The following is an 18,142-nucleotide window of genomic DNA, read 5'->3' as shown; positions in this document are numbered from 1 at the left end:
CCAACCCTAAAAAACATGCGTAACCTATGGCTTTTTATAAGTAAGTACAACGCATTTTTTCTCTTTGTAATCTTCTTTGTTACTTCGTTAGGTCTTTTCGTCACTTACAACTCTTTTCAACGCGCGAGTGTATTAAACTCCTCCAATCAACTAATTGGACAAGCGTACGAAACGATGCATTACCTGCGTAGTTATCTGCACCTGGCGGTGGTGAATGACAGCTTAGCGGCCGAGAACGCCCGCCTGAAAAGTCAGCTACCTAATGCTTTCTACAGCGATAGTGTAGATGTGCGAACAAAGCAGGATACCGTCCTGAAGCAACAATACATCTACATTGTAGCCCAAGTGGTTAATAATTCTATTCACCTCGGGGACAACTTCATTACCATCAACCGAGGCAAAAGACATGGGATAGAAAAAGGGATGGGAGTAATTTCAGCATCAGGAGTTGTGGGGATCGTAAAGGATGTTTCGGCGAACTATGCTACGATACAGTCGCTGCTGCACAGCAATACCAGGATAAGTGCTTCGATTGCTGAGAACAATGCTTTTGGCTCTCTGGTGTGGGGAGAAGAGAATCATGATCCCCGAATGGCTATTCTGAAGGACATCCCGAACCATGTGAAGGTGAAAAGAGGACAACATGTTGTAACTTCCGGTTTTTCTACACTTTTCCCTCGCGGACTTCCCATTGGCAGGATCATGCGTACGGGCGTAAAAGGCGGTGAGAGCTTTCTGGACATCGAAGTACTGTTAAGTACAGACTTTTCTACCTTACAGTACGTATATGTTGTGAAGAATTTTTCGGCTCTGGAGAAACTTCAGTTAGAGGCCCCAAAACCAAGTAAATGATCAGGATACTTTTTACCAATTTAATACGCTTTGTTTTGCTGGTATTTATCCAGGTTTTCCTGTTAAAGAACATCGGGTATTACAACCTGGCAAATCCATTTCTTTACATTCTTTTCATTCTTTTATTGCCTTTTGAAACACCCAACTGGCTGCTGTTTCCGCTTGCGTTTTTAACCGGATTAACTGTTGATGCCTTCTACAACACGTTGGGCGTTAACGCCGCTGCCTGCACTATGCTGGCTTTCGTAAGGACCATCTTTATAGCGCTAACGGTGCAAAAGCAGGGACTGGAAACTGAACCCGAACCAAAATTGGGGATAATGGGTTTCAGGTGGTTTTTCTTTTATGCATCCATTCTTACCCTGTTTCACCATACGACGTTATTCCTGCTCGAGTCTTTTAGTTTTTCCGACATCCGTTATACACTAATTCGGATTATTTTAAGTTCTCTGTTTACAGTACTTTTAATAATCATATCGGAGTTTATCTTCTTCCGTAAGAGAGAACGCTAATGAATAGTTTTTTTCAACGCCGGTTTGTCATCCAGGGAATATTTATAGTAGTTGCTCTGGTACTTCTGCTGCGTCTTTTCTATATCCAGGTAATTGATAAAAGCTATTTTTTATCTGCCAATAACAACGTACTCCGTAAGGTAATTATCTATCCTGCCAGAGGTATCATCCTGGACAGGGAAGGTAAAATACTGGTTCAGAACGAGCCGGTTTACGACCTTCTTGTCACCCCTAATGAAGTAAAGCCTTTTGATACTTTAGAGTTTTGTCGCTTGATAGGAATAGACAAAGCCGGGTTTCACAAGCGATTTGATAAAGCCCGCAACTACTCACCATACAGGTCCTCGGTTTTTGAAAAGCAGATTTCAGCAAGAACCTTTGCAACCTTTCAGGAGCGGCTGTTCGAGTTCCCCGGGTTCTATGTGCAGAACCGTTCTGTACGCAGGTATCCGGATAGCATTGCAGCACAGTTTCTCGGCTATATCGGCGAGGTGAATGATAAGGATATAGAGAAATCCAAGGGTTTTTATCGCCCGGGCGATTATATTGGAAAAACCGGTGTAGAAAAATCATACGAGGAGTTATTGAGGGGACAGCGTGGCGTGCTAAACCTGATGGTTGACGCCTTCAACAGGCCAAAAGGCCACTATGCGGATGGCAAGTACGACACGCTTGCCGTTGCAGGAGATAAACTGATTTCCTCCCTTGACCGAGATCTCCAGAAATTCGGTGAGAAGCTGATGAATAACAAAATCGGCAGCATTGTGGCGATCGAACCAGCTACGGGAGAAATTCTTGCGTTCGTCAGCAGCCCGACTTACGATCCGAATATGATGGTAGGGCGACAACGTTCTAAAAACTCTGTTCAGCTCTACAAAGATCCTCTCAAGCCGATGTTCATCCGGCCTATCCAGGCGGAATACCCTCCCGGGTCTATCTTCAAAGTAATAAATGCATTAATTGCGCAACAATTTGGGCAGGCAAAACCCGAGACGCGCTATTTCTGTGGAGGCGGTTATCGTTTCGGAAGAAGAGGTTTAATGCGCTGTACCCACGTGCACGGTTCGGTGGATTTGGCGCAATCGCTCCAGTACTCCTGTAATACCTATTATGGCTATGTCTATAGCAATATGATCGATCGTTCGGGAATGCGTCCCGTTAATGGATATAAGCGATGGAGAGAAGCGGTAGCTAAATTTAATGTGGGATCAAGGCTCGACATTGACTTACCGAATGAGCGTAAGGGCTTGTTGCCAACCGATGAATTGTACACCAAACGCTGGAAAAGTGACAAATGGGGCTCCGGCTTCAATATCTCCCTTTCGATAGGTCAGGGCGAGCTGGGTATTACCCCGCTTCAGATGGCAAATGTAGCGGCAACCGTAGCTAACCGGGGATTTTTTTACAAGCCGCATCTTATCAAGGCCATCGGTGAGAAAAAGGTTATCAAAAAAGAGTATACCCAGAAGAATCATACGGGGATTGATGCGAAATACTACGACATAGTTGTGGAAGGTATGAGCCGGGCTGTGAATCAACCTGGCGGAACCGCGAATTTTGCAGTCAACATGATACCAGGTATCGAGCTTTGCGGTAAAACGGGAACGGTGCAGAACCCACATGGAAAAGACCATTCTGTATTTTTCGGCTTCGCCCCACGTAATAATCCAAAAATTGCGATCGCGGTGGTGGTGGAAAATGCTGGTTTCGGGTCATCATGGGCGGCACCGATTGCAAGTTTCATGGCCGAGAAATACATCCGGGATACGGTAACAAGACCGCGGGCCGTGGTGGATTACTTCTTAACAAAAAATCTTCTTCCCGGCCAGGATAAGCCCAAGATCAAGATCTCTGCAAAAGCCGATAGTGCAGGAAGTAAAAAGAAGGATACGGTAAGCTCTGCTAATACAAAAGCTAATTAAACTGATGAACAATCAAAGAAGTTTATTCTTCAACGTTGACTGGATAACAATCCTCTTATACCTTCTGCTTTGTATTATTGGTTGGTTTAATATCCATGCAGCTGTTTACGATCCGGCTAATCCAAGTATCCTCGACATGGATACCAACTACGGTAAGCAATTTTTCTTCATACTCAGCGCACTCGTTCTTGGCATTGTTATCCTGCTTATGGATAGCAAGTTTTTCAGTGCTGTATCTCCCGTATTTTACGGCGTTACCCTACTACTACTCATTCTCGTACTGATTGTTGGGCGAAATGTAGGTGGAAATCAGGCCTGGATACCGATAGGGAGTTTCCGGCTGCAGCCCTCTGAATTCGCCAAGTTCTCCACTTGTTTGCTGCTGGCGAAATATCTCAGCTCTATCAACATGAAGCTAAATGATCTGCAAACGCTGGTAGTTTGTGCAATCATTCTGTTAATACCAATGGGACTGATCATGCTGCAACCAGATACCGGTTCGGCGCTTACCTTCACCTCTCTGGTTTTTGTATTATACCGTGAGGGACTTTCAGGCTACTTCCTGGTAATTGGGGCACTGATGATAATCCTGTTTATCTTGTCGCTGTTAATAAACCAGGCTTTGCTGATTGGGCTCGTTCTACTTGTAGCGGGTCTGATATTGTATTTTTCGCGCCGCACAAAAGCACTGATTACCACTCTTGCCATCGGCGTGCTTGTTTCCATTGCATTTATTTTCAGCGTGGATTTTGCCTACAACAGTGTGCTGCAATCGCATCAGCGAAACCGGATCGATGTGATTTTGGGCAAAATTGATGATCCGCGGGGACAGGGGTACAATCTCAACCAGTCAAAAATCGCGATTGGCTCCGGGGGACTTTGGGGTAAAGGATACCTGCAGGGAACGCAGACGAAGTATGATTTCGTTCCCGAACAAAGCACTGACTTTATTTTTTGCACTGTGGGCGAAGAGTGGGGATTTATAGGAAGTTTAGTAGTGATAGGTCTATACTTAACGCTCCTGATCCGGATTGTCAACATCGCCGAAAGGCAACGTTCGCCCTTTTCGAGGATCTATGGGTACGGCGTCGCCTCCATCATCTTCTTTCACTTCTTCATTAATATTGGGATGACGATAGGACTTGTTCCGGTAATTGGTATTCCGCTGCCCTTTTTAAGTTATGGGGGATCTTCATTGTGGAGCTTTACGATTTTGTTGTTCATCCTGCTAAAGTTAGACTCCAACAGGATGGGGATTATTTAGCAAACCTCCGCTGTAACAATTCATAAAACTTGTCGACTGTTTCCTGCTTTGCCGACCAATTATTTTTTACCGCATAATTAGTTTTCAGAAAACTATCGGCCGCAGCAAACGAATCAAAGCGATTTAATAGCTCAAGAGCCTCGCTATAGGCTAGGCTGTAGCCGTTGAACAGGTCCTTTATGAACAACAGCTTGTCGTTTAAACTGATAATAGACTTCAGATCTTTAACCGGTTGCGTATTGAAATTTAAAGCAGAAGAAGACTGTTGGGACCTTTGAGCAGAGATGATGTCATTGAGCGTCGGTGCTGCCGCCTGCGGTGAGGCTGCCACTGGCTTCGGTTCCTCCACCACAATATTGGTTACCTTTTCAGGGATCACCACCTCGTTCACTATAGGTGCTGGAGCAACTGGTTCTGGCTTTTGTTCTGCAACAACCGGCTCGGGTGCCACTTCGATTGGCGCCGACGAACCAGGTTCCGGCTTCTCTTCGTGCTGCACGGGCGAAGACTGCTCCTGTATCTCGGGCAACACTTCCTCCACATACTCTTCAACCCTCTCCGGCTCGGCCAGCGGCCTTGAAATTACCGGCTCTTCTTTAGCTTCCGGGGCAGCTTTATCTACTTGTACCTCCGCTGGTTTCGGGCGTGCTTCCGTCTCCGGTTGAGATGAACTACCTGCCGATGGTGTATCAGCGACAGTACCACGAACCGGCTCCGGAGCCCTTGAAGCCGTTTCAACCGACTGGTTTGAATTCAGCTTTTTCAACACCTTCACATGTTCTGCAAGAAAATCAGAATTAGCAGAGAACAGCTCTAGCTCCAGATCGTTTATCTGATCCAAATTCTCAGACAAGTATTGATACTGCTCTGTAAGCTCTGCTATAATTCCGCCGATTTTTTTAAAAATTTCTTTCTTGTTCATCATGAAATATATAACGGTTAAACCGGGTGTGTGTTGGTAAAAGTGTTATCAAAAGTAGTATTAAATTCTGATATTCGTCCCGAGAAATTGGGGGAGCATGCTATTCAGCGAATTACATTTTCGGTCGTATAATGGCCCGCGGGGCAGTATTGAGGTGGTATGTGGTTCTATGTTTTCGGGGAAAACAGAAGAATTGATCAGACGGTTAAGAAGGGCTCAAATAGCGAAGCTGAACGTAGAAATATTTAAACCTAAAACAGACACCCGTTACGATGAAGTAGCAGTAGTTTCTCACGATGCTAACTCTATCCCCTCTACCCCCATTGAAAATTCGTCAGCTATCTTGTTACTAAGTGGAAATGCCCAGGTAGTTGGAATTGACGAAGCGCAGTTCTTCGATGATGAATTGCCGGAAGTCTGCATTAAATTGGCCAACAAAGGGATCCGGGTAATTGTCGCGGGGCTGGACATGGATTTTAAAGGTCAGCCTTTCGGCCCGATGCCAGCGCTTATGGCAATTGCAGAAGACATCACGAAAGTACATGCCGTATGTGTTCAATGTGGAGCCCCTGCCAGTTTTTCCTATCGCACGGTAGCTACCGATACCAGAGTCTTATTGGGAGAAAAAGAAAGTTACGAGCCTCGCTGCCGTCCCTGTTTCAACAATAAAACTCCTATCTGAAAACACTCACCTTGTGGGTTTTAATTGTATTATTATAGCGCAGGCGAAGAAAGTACATCCCACTGGCAACATCTTTAAGCACAAATGAAGAAGCATATACCCCTTTTGGGAACCGTTCGTCCTTGATCAGATTCTGCACCTTCATCCCTAAAACATTATACAGATCCAGCGAAACTGTCCCCTCTTCCGGAAGCGATAGTACTACCCGCGTGTAGTTGTCGCTTATTGGATTGGGATAACTGCTTATTGCAAGTTCCTTCACATCGGGCATAGGCTGGCCGGGATTTAAGGCATTGTAGACCTGCTGCGCAGTTGTCGCACTTGCCTGCAAATCTTCCAGGTTGTCACCCCCGATAAGGGCAAAAGCGACTTTAACTGAGCCTTTCGCAGGGATGAAGTACGGGCCGTTACCTGACACAAATGAAACGTCAAGGCCGTTCGTAGTGGTATGTCCCAGTCCCGTGGACTCCACACCGCTGGATAGCGTAAGGTATTTTTCTGTTATTGTAAAGTCTTCTTTCAGCGGATCATTAGCCAGCATGTAAGATAGTGGGTAATAAACGGGCGGCCGCTCTTCTGTTAGGATCTTCACGCCAGCGTATGGAAGGCCGCTATCCTTCTTGTCATAGACATAAGCCAGACGCGATGCCGGAATGTATTGAGTGGCATTCGTGGCACCGCCTTCAATATCCCAGTCGGTATACAGGCCCGCAAAGACATTGTTCAGATTGGTATTGTTAGTATTAATAATCTCGTATTCTGTAATCAGGAACTTTTGCTTATCGATGTCGGAAAAAACGTAGGAGCGCTGGCGCACATCTATGTTAAGGGGATTGGGACTTCCGCTATCATTAAAAAGGGACACCGTTTCAAGTCTTCCGTCGACCGAAGTAGCCTGCACCTTTATTTCTTTCACAAAATGATCATCATAACTTTCATCCTCAGAACGGGCATTATTGGAAACACGGGATGCTGAAGTGCCGATCATCAAAGCCCCCTCGTACAATAGTTGGCTGTCCTGATATCTGAAACCCAAAGTTCCATCATCAATTCCTGGGATTAAAAATCCAATCCTGCCGATGCTGGTTATTGTAGACGCGATTTGAGGTGTCCTCAAATTGATAAAATCACGAGCGACGACGAGCAGGAAACTCTCGAAGTCTGTATAGGTGCCGTTATTGGCCAAATACTCCAAGCGAAATTCCACAGTGGTATTGTCCGGCGTCTCAGGTTTGATATAGACTCTAAAGGGGCCTACGTCATCCACAGTCTGCAACTGCCCCAGAGAAGGCACAATGAATTGACTATGGGTAATTTCTACGTAAGGACTTGTGCTGACGAGGCGAACCTGCAGATTAGTAACAGGGTGCAAAAAGTTTTTCAAATCCGCAAGGATGCGTACTGTATCGCCCGCGGGATAAGTCCCATTCCCCTTATCAACGAAGGTCAGGTCCTGACGCCGGATAGAGGGCGGGCTCTCCGTTAAGGCCCGATATACGTTTAGCCGGCCTTTGCCCAAACGACCTGCGTAAAGCTCATTCCGATCATCGATATTGTCAGCCGTACTTCTGAGTTGCTCCCCCACCTGCTGCATTGACAGATGAGGCATGTACGCTTTCACCAGGGCAGCAGCACCGGCAACCAGAGGCGAAGCCATAGAGGTTCCAGTTTTCTGCGTATAGCTATTGTTCACGGTGGTGCTGTAGATATTTGCTCCCGGAGCCGAAATGGAGACGTAATGTCCATAGTTGGAACTGGCCGAACGCTGATCGTTAAGCTCCACGTTAGCAACAGCCAATACTCCTTCGTATCCCGCGGGATATTGTGGTGTTTCTCCTCCGCTGTTTCCGGCCGCAGCTACTATCAAACAGCCCTTGTTAATGGTATAATTCACCACATCCTGCTCATACTGACTCCTGTTTTCGCCCCCCCATGAACAATTGATGATACTCGCACCATGATCGGCAGCGTACTTAATCCCCTCATACCCCCGGTAAATATCAGTTCCCGCATCGTCTGGCGCTACTTTAACAATAAGCAGCCGTGCCGTGTTGAAAGAAACACTTGCCATTCCCCTTGCATTATCAGTGACAGCACCGGCGATACCGCTCACATGCACTCCGTGATCGTTAGCAGCATTGGTCACGTTCGGGTTGTTATCCTCCCTCAAATTTGTGGCGGTAGCTCCCACAAAATCCCATCCCCAGTAGTTATCTGTATAACCATCTGCATCATCGTCTACTCCATTGACAGGGTCGTTAACGTTGTAATAGATATTAGCGGAGAGATCAGGGTGATTTAAATCGGATCCCGAATCAACGATGGCGAGGATCACCGGGGCGGCATTTCTGATCAAATCCCAGGCACGCGGCGCATTAATCCTGGTTAGGGAGTTTTGAAGATTATTAAGAAAGGCGGGGTCATTCGGCGTGTAATAGGTGCGGCGAATGAAGCTGGGTTCAGCGTACTCCACGTTAGGATCCGATAAGAGCTCCTCTATTACCTGCTCTACCGTTGCTCCGGTGAATTTCAACTCATATATCCGACTGAGGCCACTCTTGTCTTCGCGCTGCAGGGTTCGCTTGTCGGATTTTTGACCCTCCGGAAATTTCTGCTCCACTTTTTCTACGCTAGCAGATTTAAGCTGAATATCAGGACCAAGGGATAAGGTTTTAGAGCGCTGGGCTGGACTAGTCTTAAATTTTACGATAACAGTGTTTGGAAGATAATTATCACGACCTAGTGAAGAACTTGCTGTAGAGGACTTTGGCGTAACCGTTTGCGAGAAAACGCTAAAAGCCTGCAATAGAAACAAGGCCGCTAGTAAAATTTCCTTCATTCGTTAATTTAGATAATTTTACTAAAGGTAATCGACTTACTTTAAACTATCTAACACTTTAAAAATCTTTTGCTTGATGGCAGATGTGCTTCCCTCGTAATTGTTGGTAATTATGCTGAAGGTGAGTGGTATTCCCGCCGAACTTTTTTCATAACCGGCGTAGCAGAGGGCATTTCTGATACTGCCGCTCTTCATCTTCATGTTATTATTGGATGGAAGGCTCTCATAAAAGCTGTTGTACCAGGGTTCGTTTCTCGCTGATCGCAAAATCCTCGCAAGCGTCATGGTGGTGATACGATTTTCAGGAGAAAGACCACTGCCGTCGAGGATAGACATACTGGCCTCATCCACGCCTGTTTTTTTGCTGAGATATAACTTCACGGCCTCTACCCCTTCCTGAAAAGAGGCTTTGCGCCCTTGTTTTAAAGCGATAGTTTTTAAAATGTTCTCCGCATACAAGTTTAAACTCTTCTGATTTAGCCAGTAGATCACCTGCGAAAGTGTCGGAGAGGAATACGTGTTCAGGATCTTCGAGGGGGCGGGAATCGCTTTCCCCTCAGCGCTCAGCTTTCTCGTGGTAGTGGCAACACCCGCAACTGTTACCCCCGCCGCCGTCAATTTTCCCTTCAGCTCTTCTGCTAACAGGCTGGCCGGATCAGGAATAGAAAGCATGATGGTTTTGTTCAGGTCGATACCATAGGTACCGCGAACATATATAATATCAGAATAAGGAGAAGAATAAGCGTACACATTGTCGCCGCTACCCGGCCTCCCGGTGCTCACTTCGTTTAAGATCTTCACATTCGAAATGTTTGGCTGAGTGCTGGTCAATTGTGTCGGCTCGCCCACTTTCGCTCCGGCCTTAAAACGTACACCGAATTCATTTTCCCGCCAGCTTGCAGAGGTTGCGCCGGCGCCGTAATAATTACCGATATCCTGCCATATCCAGCCCTGAGGGATCGTTTGTGTCCCAAATAAGAGGTCTTCAACCACCACACGTCCCTCAACTCTTTTGATACCTGCCTGTGTTATTGCCGTCACCCAACGCGTCAACAGCACCTCCGCCTTCGATTGGGCATAACGATCGCTTCCGAGGGTGGGGTCGCCGCCGCCTGTAAGAATGAGGTCACCTTTTAAGGTACCGTTTTCAACAGCTCCGTTGTAGCCGAGAGTAGTTTCCCAAACGTAATCCTTACCCAAAATATTAAAAGCCGCAATGGACGTGACTGTCTTTAATGTAGATGCAGGAGCCAATCCTACCGATCCACTTTTGGAAAAAATAACCTCACCCGTTTCGGCATTAAGTACGGTGAGTGAACTTAGACCGTATTTCAATTGTGGATCGTTTTCAAGAACGGAGTAGGCAACCGCTATTTTTTTCTGAAGCGTTTGCGCCACCAACAGCTGTGAAAATGCGACAAATAGAAGTAGAAGGGTGTGTTTCATTATACCAAGTATAACAGTTTAATAAGGATTTTAGTCTGTGAAGTGACCGTCGGGCAGCGATAAGGCGGAACTTTCCTTCTTGCATTTAAGGGGACATCCTGCTGCTTACACCGGGCTAAACAGGCGTTTCAAAACAAAAAAAGCGACAGATCCTGGAACCTGTCGCTTTTGGTTATTTTTTTAGGACTAACCTAATAGTCCTTGTTTTTGCAAATACTCTGCGATCTGTACTGCGTTGGTAGCAGCTCCTTTGCGCAGATTATCTGCTACGATCCACAAGTTTAATGTGTTTGGCTGAGACTCGTCGCGACGAATACGTCCTACAAATACTTCGTCTTTCTCGTGCGCATCTTTAGGCATTGGATACTTTGCATTTGCAGGGTCGTCTACTACGATCACCCCCTCCTGCTGCTCCAGCAGACTGCGTACCTCAGCAAGGTCAAAGTCGTTTTCAAATTCAATGTTCACTGCTTCCGAGTGACCTCCCATTACCGGGATACGTACAGTGGTAGCTGTAACACGGATAGAATCGTCGCCCATGATCTTGTTAGTTTCCTTGATCATCTTCATCTCCTCTTTGGTGTAGCCATTATCCTGAAATACATCAATTTGAGGGATAACGTTCAGGTCGATAGGGTACGCATAAGCCATTGGCCCTTCGATTCCCTGACGCTCGTTCATCAACTGATCTACCGCTTTTACACCGGTACCAGTTACAGATTGATACGTCGACACGACAACCCTTTTGATTTTGTATTTCTTATGAAGAGGTTTCAAAACCACTACCATTTGAATGGTCGAGCAATTTGGGTTTGCAATAATTTTATCTTCCGCCGTTAGTACATTGGCGTTTACTTCCGGAACTACCAGTTTCTTGGTAGGATCCATACGCCATGCCGAAGAGTTATCAATTACTGTTACACCTGCCTCTGCGAAACGGGGTGCCTGTTCAAGAGATGTACCGCCACCTGCAGAAAACAATGCTACGTCTGGTTTCATTGCAATTGCATCGTCCACGGTAACCACCTTGTACTTCTTTCCCTTGAATTCAACTTCCTTGCCAGCACTTTTTGCTGATGCTACTGGAATCAATTCACTTACCGGGAAATTGCGCTCTGCTAAAACTTTTAACATCACCGAACCTACAAGGCCCGTAGCGCCTACAACTGCGACTTTCATGTTTTCTTTTTGTTCTTAAATATTTGTAATTTAAATTTTTAAATTCCGCAAAGATGAAAAAATGTTTAATTTTTTCCCTCATCTTTTTTGCGAAAGTTGCCTTATCACAAGTAAATGACAATTTTTCAGATGGAGATTTTAAAAGCAACCCGCAATGGTCAGGGAGCAACTCAGAAAACGATTTTACCGTTGTTAACAATCAGCTGCGATCCAATTCCACAAATGCCAACAGCAGCTTTTACCTAAGTACCCCTAACACTCTGGCGAGTGCCTGCGTCTGGGAGTTTTATTGTAATCTTCAATTTGCTACCTCTGGCTCCAACTATGTAGACGTCTACCTGATTGCTGACCAGGGAAATCTGCAATCCGCCAGCATCAATGGTTATTTTGTGAGAATTGGGAATACCAGCGATGAGATAAGCTTGTACAAACGCAGCGGCGCCGCAAGTACAAATGTCAAACTAATTGACGGAACTGACGGAATAGTTGCCAGTACCAGCAACAACCGGATCCGGGTGAGGGTTAGCAGAACCGCATCCAACATGTTTACACTCGAACGCGATGTCACAGGCACAAGCAGTACTTTTGTTTCGGAAGGAACCGCTACAGATGCAAGCTTCACCAGCTCTAAATACTTCGGTCTTTTAGTTCAGCAATCCACCTCAGGCTTCTTTCAGAAGCATTTTTTTGATGATTTTAAAGTCGAGCCACTCCTTACTGATACCGCTCCTCCCAAACTCCTTTCTGCTCTGGTAACCGGAGAAAATACGATCGAAATGCTGTTTGATGAGCCGCTATTGGAAGCCACGGCAAACCTTGCGTCTAGCTACCACCTCGATAAGGGTTACGGCCACCCTGCTTCCGTAACGATAATCGGAGCAGAACGGTACTTGCTTACCTACGCCACCCCGTTTAAGACGGACAATTACACAATTACTGCAACTAACCTATCCGATAAAAACGGCAATGTAATTGCGGGAAATAACCGCATCCAGTTCACCTACGTTCAACCCTACCAGGCTCAAAAAGGAGACCTGGTGATCAATGAACTATTGGCAGATCCTTCCCCTCAGGTGGATTTGCCGGCCCTGGAGTTTGTCGAGCTTTGGAACCACTCCGTACAGGTAATTTCCTTGAAGAACTGGAAGTTTAGTGATGCAACGACCGCTGCCACGCTGCCCGACTACCGGGTGCAGCCGGATGAGTATTTGATTCTCTGTGCAAAGGCTGACACCGCTGAATTCAAAAAATTTGGCAAAGTACTGGGAATAAGTCCCTGGCCCTCGCTGAATAACGCTAGCGATGTGCTCAAGATAGTCAGTTCAGCCGGTAGGACTATCGACTCTCTAGCGTATCGGGATAGCTGGTATCAACACCCGGAAAAGAAGGCAGGTGGTTGGAGCCTGGAGCAAATTGATCCGGAAGGAATTTGCAAAGGAATCCAAAATTGGAGCGCCAGCACTGATGCTACAGGAGGTACGCCGGGCAAGCGAAATTCGATCTATAAAAAAGCGAGCAGTACGGATCCACTGACTTTAGTAGAAGTGGCGATGAAAGATAGTACTACTTTGACAGTCCTCTTTAACCGGACTGTAGACAGCTTACTGAGCACCAGAATAGAAAACTTTCAGGTTAACAACGGACTTGGCTCGCCGGTCGCCCTGCGGATGATTGCTCCCGAGTTCGTAAAAGCCGAGTTAAGCTTTAGCCAAATAGCCAGAGGAAAAACTTATTTGCTTACTACCAGAAACATCAGTGATTGCGCCGGAATACAAATCCAGCCTGGCGAAAACGCCCTGGAGTTCTTCATCCCAAACAAAATTCAGAAAAACGATCTGCAGATCAGCGAGATCCTGTTTAACCCCAGGGCTGAAGGAGTAGATTTTCTGGAGATTTACAACAACTCGGAGGGAGCGTTGGACTTAAAGGAATTATCAATTGCGACCATCAGAAAGGACACCCTGAACAGTATCAGGCCGGTGAGCTCGTCTACCCTCCTGCTAGAACCAGGGAGCTACATTGTGTTAACGACTGATCCCGAAAAGATCCGTACCGAATACCCGGGTGCTAAAGCCGATGCTCTGCTAAAGATGTCCTCGATGCCAGCATTCAATGATGATGCAGGGACAGCGATACTGCTGTCAGGAAAAACGGTGGTTGACCAGCTGAGCTATCACGACAAGATGCATTTCCCCTTAATCAAGGAGCCGGAAGGGGTTTCACTGGAACGGGTAAGCTTCCGAATAGCAGCAAATGAACCAGGAAACTTCCGGTCCGCAGCGGCAAGTGTGGGCTTCGCTACCCCTGGTTATAAAAACTCCCAGGCTGTTCCGGCTACCGCAGCGGATGCTGAGGTATCGCTCCAATCCGAAACCTTCTCCCCAGACAATGATGGGTTTGAAGATGCGCTCCTGATCAACTATAAATTCCCGGAGTCGGGCAAGGTAGCCAATGCGAGCATCTTTAATGACCGGGGAGTATTGGTAAAAAGGCTTGCGAAAAACTCAACCTTGGCACTTGAAGGTTCTCTAATCTGGGATGGAATCAATGAGTCGAATTCAAGAGCAGAGCTAGGAATTTACACCCTTTATCTCGAGGTCTTTGACCTGAACGGCTTTTCGAAAAAGTACCGGAAGAGCTTCGTTCTGGCGGGCAAAATGCAGTAAGAAGCCCGGAGCCTGAAGAAATAAAAAAAGCCCGGCGTTTATGAGAAACATCCGGGCAACCTAAACCTTATCACAATTTCCATCATAAACGGAGACTCACAAGCTCTAGTATGCCCATTTTTTAAAAATTTAAAATTCTTGATTTCCCATCCCGGGATGAACGACGGTTGTGATCAGAACAAAAAAGCCCGGCGTTTATGGGAAACATCCGGGCAACCTAAACCTTATCACAATTTCCATCCTAAACGGTGACTCACAAGCTCTAGTATGCCCGTTTTTAGAAAATATTAAATTCTTGATTTCCCTTCCGGGGGATGAACGACGGTCGCGATCAAAACAAAAAAGCCCGGCGTTTATGAGAAACATCCGGGCAACCTAAACCTTATCACAATTTCCATCCTAAACGGTGACTCACAAGCTCTAGTATGCCCGTTTTTAAAAAATATTAAATCCTTGATTTCCCTTCCGGGGATGAACGACGGTCGCGATCAAAACAAAAAAGCCCGGCGTTTATGAGAAACATCCGGGCAACCTAAACCTTATCACAATTTCTATCATAAACGGCGTGCAGTAAGCTCTAGTATGCCCGTTTTTAAAAAATATTAAATCCTTGATTTCCCTTCTAGGGGATAAACGACAGCGACACGATCAGAACAAAAAAGCCCGGCGTTTATGAGAAACATCCGGGCAACCTAAACCTTATCACAATTTCCATTATTAACGAGGTCGACCAGGCTTTATTATCTCCCAATGGTCGCTCCCGATGCAATGTTTTTGATTCGCCGCTCTTTTAAACACAATCCCAAATTTCCCGTTAGATGTGTATACGATCATTATGCAGGAGAAAATATTGGTTTTTGGAGCCAACGGCCAAATAGGCACTGAACTCGTTGAACAACTTCGGACTATTCATGGAGGAAGTGCCATCATAGCCTGCGATATAAAGGACCCGGATTTCGCCCATCGGCACGATGGCCCTTTCGAACATGGTGACGTACTCCAGGAGGCATCCCTACAAGCACTGTTTAAAAAGCACAAGCCCACACAGGTATTTCATCTCGCTGCCCTGCTATCTGCAGTTGGTGAACAACGGCCGCAAGTAGCCTGGGAACTCAACATGAATGGGCTGCTTCATGTACTGGAGTTAGCTGTCGAATTTAAGACAGCGAAGGTCTTTTGGCCGAGCTCCATTGCGGTATTTGGCCCTGGATCACCCAAGCACAACACCCCTCAGTTTTGTGTTATGGATCCATCTACCGTCTATGGCATCAGCAAGCTGGCGGGAGAACGCTGGTGCGAGTACTACTATTTAAAACACGGTTTGGACGTTCGAAGCATCAGGTATCCCGGATTGATGGGTTGGAAGGCAGAACCGGGGGGCGGAACCACCGACTATGCTGTTCATATTTTTCGCGAAGCAATTAAACGGCGGGAATACGAATGCTTTCTGCGGGCCGACACGCAGATCCCAATGATGTATATGCCGGATGCCATCCGTGCGAGTTTGGAACTGATGGAAGCACCTGCTGAAAAACTGACTACAAGATCAGCGTACAACATTGCCGGCCTCAGCTTTAGTCCCGCCATGCTTGCCCGTGAAATCAGAAAACACATCCCGCAGCTAACAGTCACCTATTTAAAAAACGACCATCGCCAGGCTATTGCGAATAGCTGGCCCAATTCGATAGACGACTCTGTAGCCCGGGAAGACTGGAACTGGCAGGCTCGGTTCAATCTGGAAGACATCTGTGAAGACATGCTTGATAACCTGAGGAAAATAGCGCTTAGATAGAATTATCTCCTTTACTCTTCCTTTTAATTTTTAATTTTGACAAATCATTTTTTTTGATCTTGTTTAACCTTTGTCTTTTGACTGTACTATAAAATATGGGAAGAGCATTCGAATTCCGTAAAGAAAGAAAATTTAAACGCTGGGCTAAAATGGCGGTCCAGTTTACCCGCCTGGGAAAAGAGATCGTGATTGCGGTAAAAGCGGGAGGTCCAAATCCTGAAACAAATTCGCAGCTGCGAACTGCTATACAAAATGCGAAAGCTGTAAACATGCCGAAGGATCGGGTGGATGCAGCGATCAAAAGAGCTTCAAGCAAAGACCAATCAAACTACGAAGAGATTGTCTATGAGGGCTATGCCCCTCATGGTGTTGCCGTCCTTGTCGAGACTGCTACTGACAACACCAACCGTACCGTAGCAAACGTCCGCAGCTATTTCAATAAGGTGGGCGGAACGCTTGGAAAAACCGGTTCCCTGGACTTTATCTTCCAAAGAAAAGCGGTATTCCGCTTTGCTCCCGGAGAGACTGACCTGGAAGAGCTGGAACTGGAACTTATTGATGCCGGCCTGGAAGATCTATTTGTGGAGGAAGATGAGGAAGGAAACGATGTAGCCGTTATTCACACCGCATTTGAGGACTTTGGTAAGATGCAAAAAACACTGGAAGACAAAGGAATCGAATTAAAGAGTGCAAAACTGGAACGCGTCACGTTGTCGACCACTGAAGTTTCTGAAGAGCAAGCTGCAGACGTATTAAAGTTGATCGATAAGCTGGAGGAAGACGACGACGTGCAGGCGGTATATCACAACATGGCTTAAAAATTTAACGTCGGCTAAGACGCCCCATTAAAAAAATAGTTAAAATGACTTTTGAAGAATTTTTCGCAAAAAAAAAGATAGACCTGGTTCAGCTTGAAAAAGCGGAGCCCTCTCTTTTCAGTGAATTCAAGAGTCATTTTAACCTGATGGGAGAAAAAAGCTTTGATCACACAAAGAAGTTTTGGTTCAATAAACTACGGCGCCTGTATCACTTGAGTACTCCGGAAAAGGCGATAACCCAGATGGAAACCAAGATTGCTTCGCAGGCTAAGACCTTGAGCTCTCCCACTATTGATCAAATCACGCAGATTACTTCCGCGGAGACGACGACCGGCTCAGAAGCTCCTCCTGCAACTAATAAGCCTCGATTTACTCCCAGAAATATCCCTGCGAAGAAAGCGGCAGAAACAGAAGCCAAACTTCCGGAGGTGGCCGAAAGTCAAAACAAAGAGGTTAAGAAACCAGGATTTAAACCCCGTAATATCCCAAGTCCTGCATCTGAACATGCAAGTGACGCAGACAACCCAGAAAGCAGGCCTGGTCAATATTCCGCATCTGACACTCCTATCACCAATCCCGGTGCAGTAGAGGAAGCAGAAAAGCAAGGAAACAAGCCAAGGTTTAAAATGAGGAATGTCCCGCGTAATCCGGGAGGAGCCGAAGAACAAACGGGGCACACTACGGAGGAGAAGATAGTTGGAGAGCCGGGGGCAGTCAAACCTGATACTGAAAAGTCTTCCGTTGAAGCCGCGCCCCCTGTGGATGAAACTCCGGCAAAGCCTGCGTACAAACCGAGGTTCAACATGAAAAACGTTCCCAAGCCGGCTCCTGACCAAGGGGAAGAGGAAAAAGGCGCAGGAAAGGAAAGCCAGGACTCTGAGACACCGAAGCCTGCTTACAAACCAAGGTTTAACATGAAGAATCTTCCGGGAAAGAAGGAAGAAAAATCCGCAGAAGAACAAAAATCGCAAGAGCTTTCTGCTGAGAACCCAGCCGAGGAAGAGCCGAATGCCGCGACAAAACCTGCTTATAAGCCGCGCTTCAACATGAAGAATCTACCAAAGCAGGCAGAACAAGAAAGACCGGTTGAGCAGGAAAAAGAAGCTGCGAAAGATCCTGAGCAAACCGATCAAGCAGCCCAGAACCCCGAAAGCCAGCCAAAGCCAGCTTACAAGCCCCGGTTCAACATGAAGAATATTAAACCAAAATCAGAAGAATAAAAAAAGGGATAAACTATTGTCCATCCCT

13 protein-coding genes are annotated in these 18,142 nt (G+C 46.3%); 9 read left to right on the top strand and 4 right to left on the bottom strand.

Annotation, left to right across the window (positions count from 1 at the left end):
• The first annotated feature begins 15 nt into the window (after positions 1 to 15).
• Genes mreC through rodA form a run of 4 tightly spaced genes read left to right on the top strand, consistent with a single transcriptional unit; the run spans position 16 to position 4,550 of the window.
• Positions 16 to 852 (top strand): rod shape-determining protein MreC, encoded by an 837-nt coding sequence (mreC, locus tag J4N23_RS14355; RefSeq protein ID WP_207428282.1) that lies wholly within the window; start codon positions 16 to 18, stop codon positions 850 to 852.
• Complete coding sequence (locus J4N23_RS14350; RefSeq protein ID WP_207428281.1) at positions 849 to 1,364, top strand: rod shape-determining protein MreD; 516 nt, start codon at positions 849 to 851, stop codon at positions 1,362 to 1,364. Before mreC ends, J4N23_RS14350 begins: the two co-directional genes overlap by 4 nt.
• Positions 1,364 to 3,286: a penicillin-binding protein 2 gene (mrdA, locus tag J4N23_RS14345; protein ID WP_207428280.1), complete on the top strand. Its 1,923-nt coding sequence runs from the start codon at positions 1,364 to 1,366 to the stop codon at positions 3,284 to 3,286. Before J4N23_RS14350 ends, mrdA begins: the two co-directional genes overlap by 1 nt.
• 4 nt (positions 3,287 to 3,290) lie before the next feature.
• Complete coding sequence (gene rodA / locus J4N23_RS14340; protein ID WP_207428279.1) at positions 3,291 to 4,550, top strand: rod shape-determining protein RodA; 1,260 nt, start codon at positions 3,291 to 3,293, stop codon at positions 4,548 to 4,550.
• On the opposite strand, the gene J4N23_RS14335 is transcribed toward rodA, so the two are convergent.
• Positions 4,543 to 5,475, bottom strand: coding sequence for a hypothetical protein (locus J4N23_RS14335; RefSeq protein WP_207428276.1), 933 nt, complete (start codon positions 5,473 to 5,475; stop codon positions 4,543 to 4,545). The two genes, rodA and J4N23_RS14335, sit on opposite strands and share 8 nt — an antisense overlap.
• Positions 5,476 to 5,569: 94 nt before the next feature.
• Between J4N23_RS14335 and J4N23_RS14330 the strand changes: the two genes are divergently transcribed.
• On the top strand, positions 5,570 to 6,154 hold the full coding sequence (locus J4N23_RS14330) for a thymidine kinase (protein ID WP_207428274.1): 585 nt from the start codon (positions 5,570 to 5,572) through the stop codon (positions 6,152 to 6,154).
• Here the strand turns inward: J4N23_RS14330 and J4N23_RS14325 are convergent.
• The 3 genes from J4N23_RS14325 to J4N23_RS14315 all read right to left on the bottom strand — a co-directional run bounded on the left by J4N23_RS14325 (position 6,147) and on the right by J4N23_RS14315 (position 11,618).
• The gene (locus J4N23_RS14325) at positions 6,147 to 8,993 is read right to left on the bottom strand and encodes a S8 family serine peptidase (protein WP_207428272.1); all 2,847 of its coding nucleotides are present in this window, start codon (positions 8,991 to 8,993) and stop codon (positions 6,147 to 6,149) included. The two genes, J4N23_RS14330 and J4N23_RS14325, sit on opposite strands and share 8 nt — an antisense overlap.
• Before the next feature lie 36 nt (positions 8,994 to 9,029).
• Complete coding sequence (gene dacB, locus J4N23_RS14320; RefSeq protein WP_207428270.1) at positions 9,030 to 10,439, bottom strand: D-alanyl-D-alanine carboxypeptidase/D-alanyl-D-alanine-endopeptidase; 1,410 nt, start codon at positions 10,437 to 10,439, stop codon at positions 9,030 to 9,032.
• Positions 10,440 to 10,625: 186 nt separating this feature from the next.
• Complete coding sequence (locus J4N23_RS14315; RefSeq protein WP_207428268.1) at positions 10,626 to 11,618, bottom strand: aspartate-semialdehyde dehydrogenase; 993 nt, start codon at positions 11,616 to 11,618, stop codon at positions 10,626 to 10,628.
• 53 nt (positions 11,619 to 11,671) lie between these two features.
• Between J4N23_RS14315 and J4N23_RS14310 the strand changes: the two genes are divergently transcribed.
• The 4 genes from J4N23_RS14310 to J4N23_RS14295 all read left to right on the top strand — a co-directional run bounded on the left by J4N23_RS14310 (position 11,672) and on the right by J4N23_RS14295 (position 18,114).
• Positions 11,672 to 14,284, top strand: coding sequence for a lamin tail domain-containing protein (locus J4N23_RS14310; RefSeq protein WP_207428266.1), 2,613 nt, complete (start codon positions 11,672 to 11,674; stop codon positions 14,282 to 14,284).
• A gap of 835 nt (positions 14,285 to 15,119) precedes the next feature.
• On the top strand, positions 15,120 to 16,076 hold the full coding sequence (locus tag J4N23_RS14305; RefSeq protein ID WP_207428325.1) for an NAD-dependent epimerase/dehydratase family protein: 957 nt from the start codon (positions 15,120 to 15,122) through the stop codon (positions 16,074 to 16,076).
• A gap of 95 nt (positions 16,077 to 16,171) precedes the next feature.
• Positions 16,172 to 16,894: a YebC/PmpR family DNA-binding transcriptional regulator gene (locus J4N23_RS14300; protein ID WP_207428264.1), complete on the top strand. Its 723-nt coding sequence runs from the start codon at positions 16,172 to 16,174 to the stop codon at positions 16,892 to 16,894.
• A gap of 44 nt (positions 16,895 to 16,938) precedes the next feature.
• The gene (locus J4N23_RS14295; protein WP_207428262.1) at positions 16,939 to 18,114 is read left to right on the top strand and encodes a hypothetical protein; all 1,176 of its coding nucleotides are present in this window, start codon (positions 16,939 to 16,941) and stop codon (positions 18,112 to 18,114) included.
• Positions 18,115 to 18,142 lie beyond the last annotated feature (28 nt).

Origin of the sequence: Pedobacter sp. SYSU D00535, from assembly GCF_017355855.1 — a bacterium.
Classification (GTDB): Bacteria; Bacteroidota; Bacteroidia; order Sphingobacteriales; family Sphingobacteriaceae; genus Desertivirga.
This window is presented reverse-complemented; position numbering and strand designations above follow the sequence as displayed.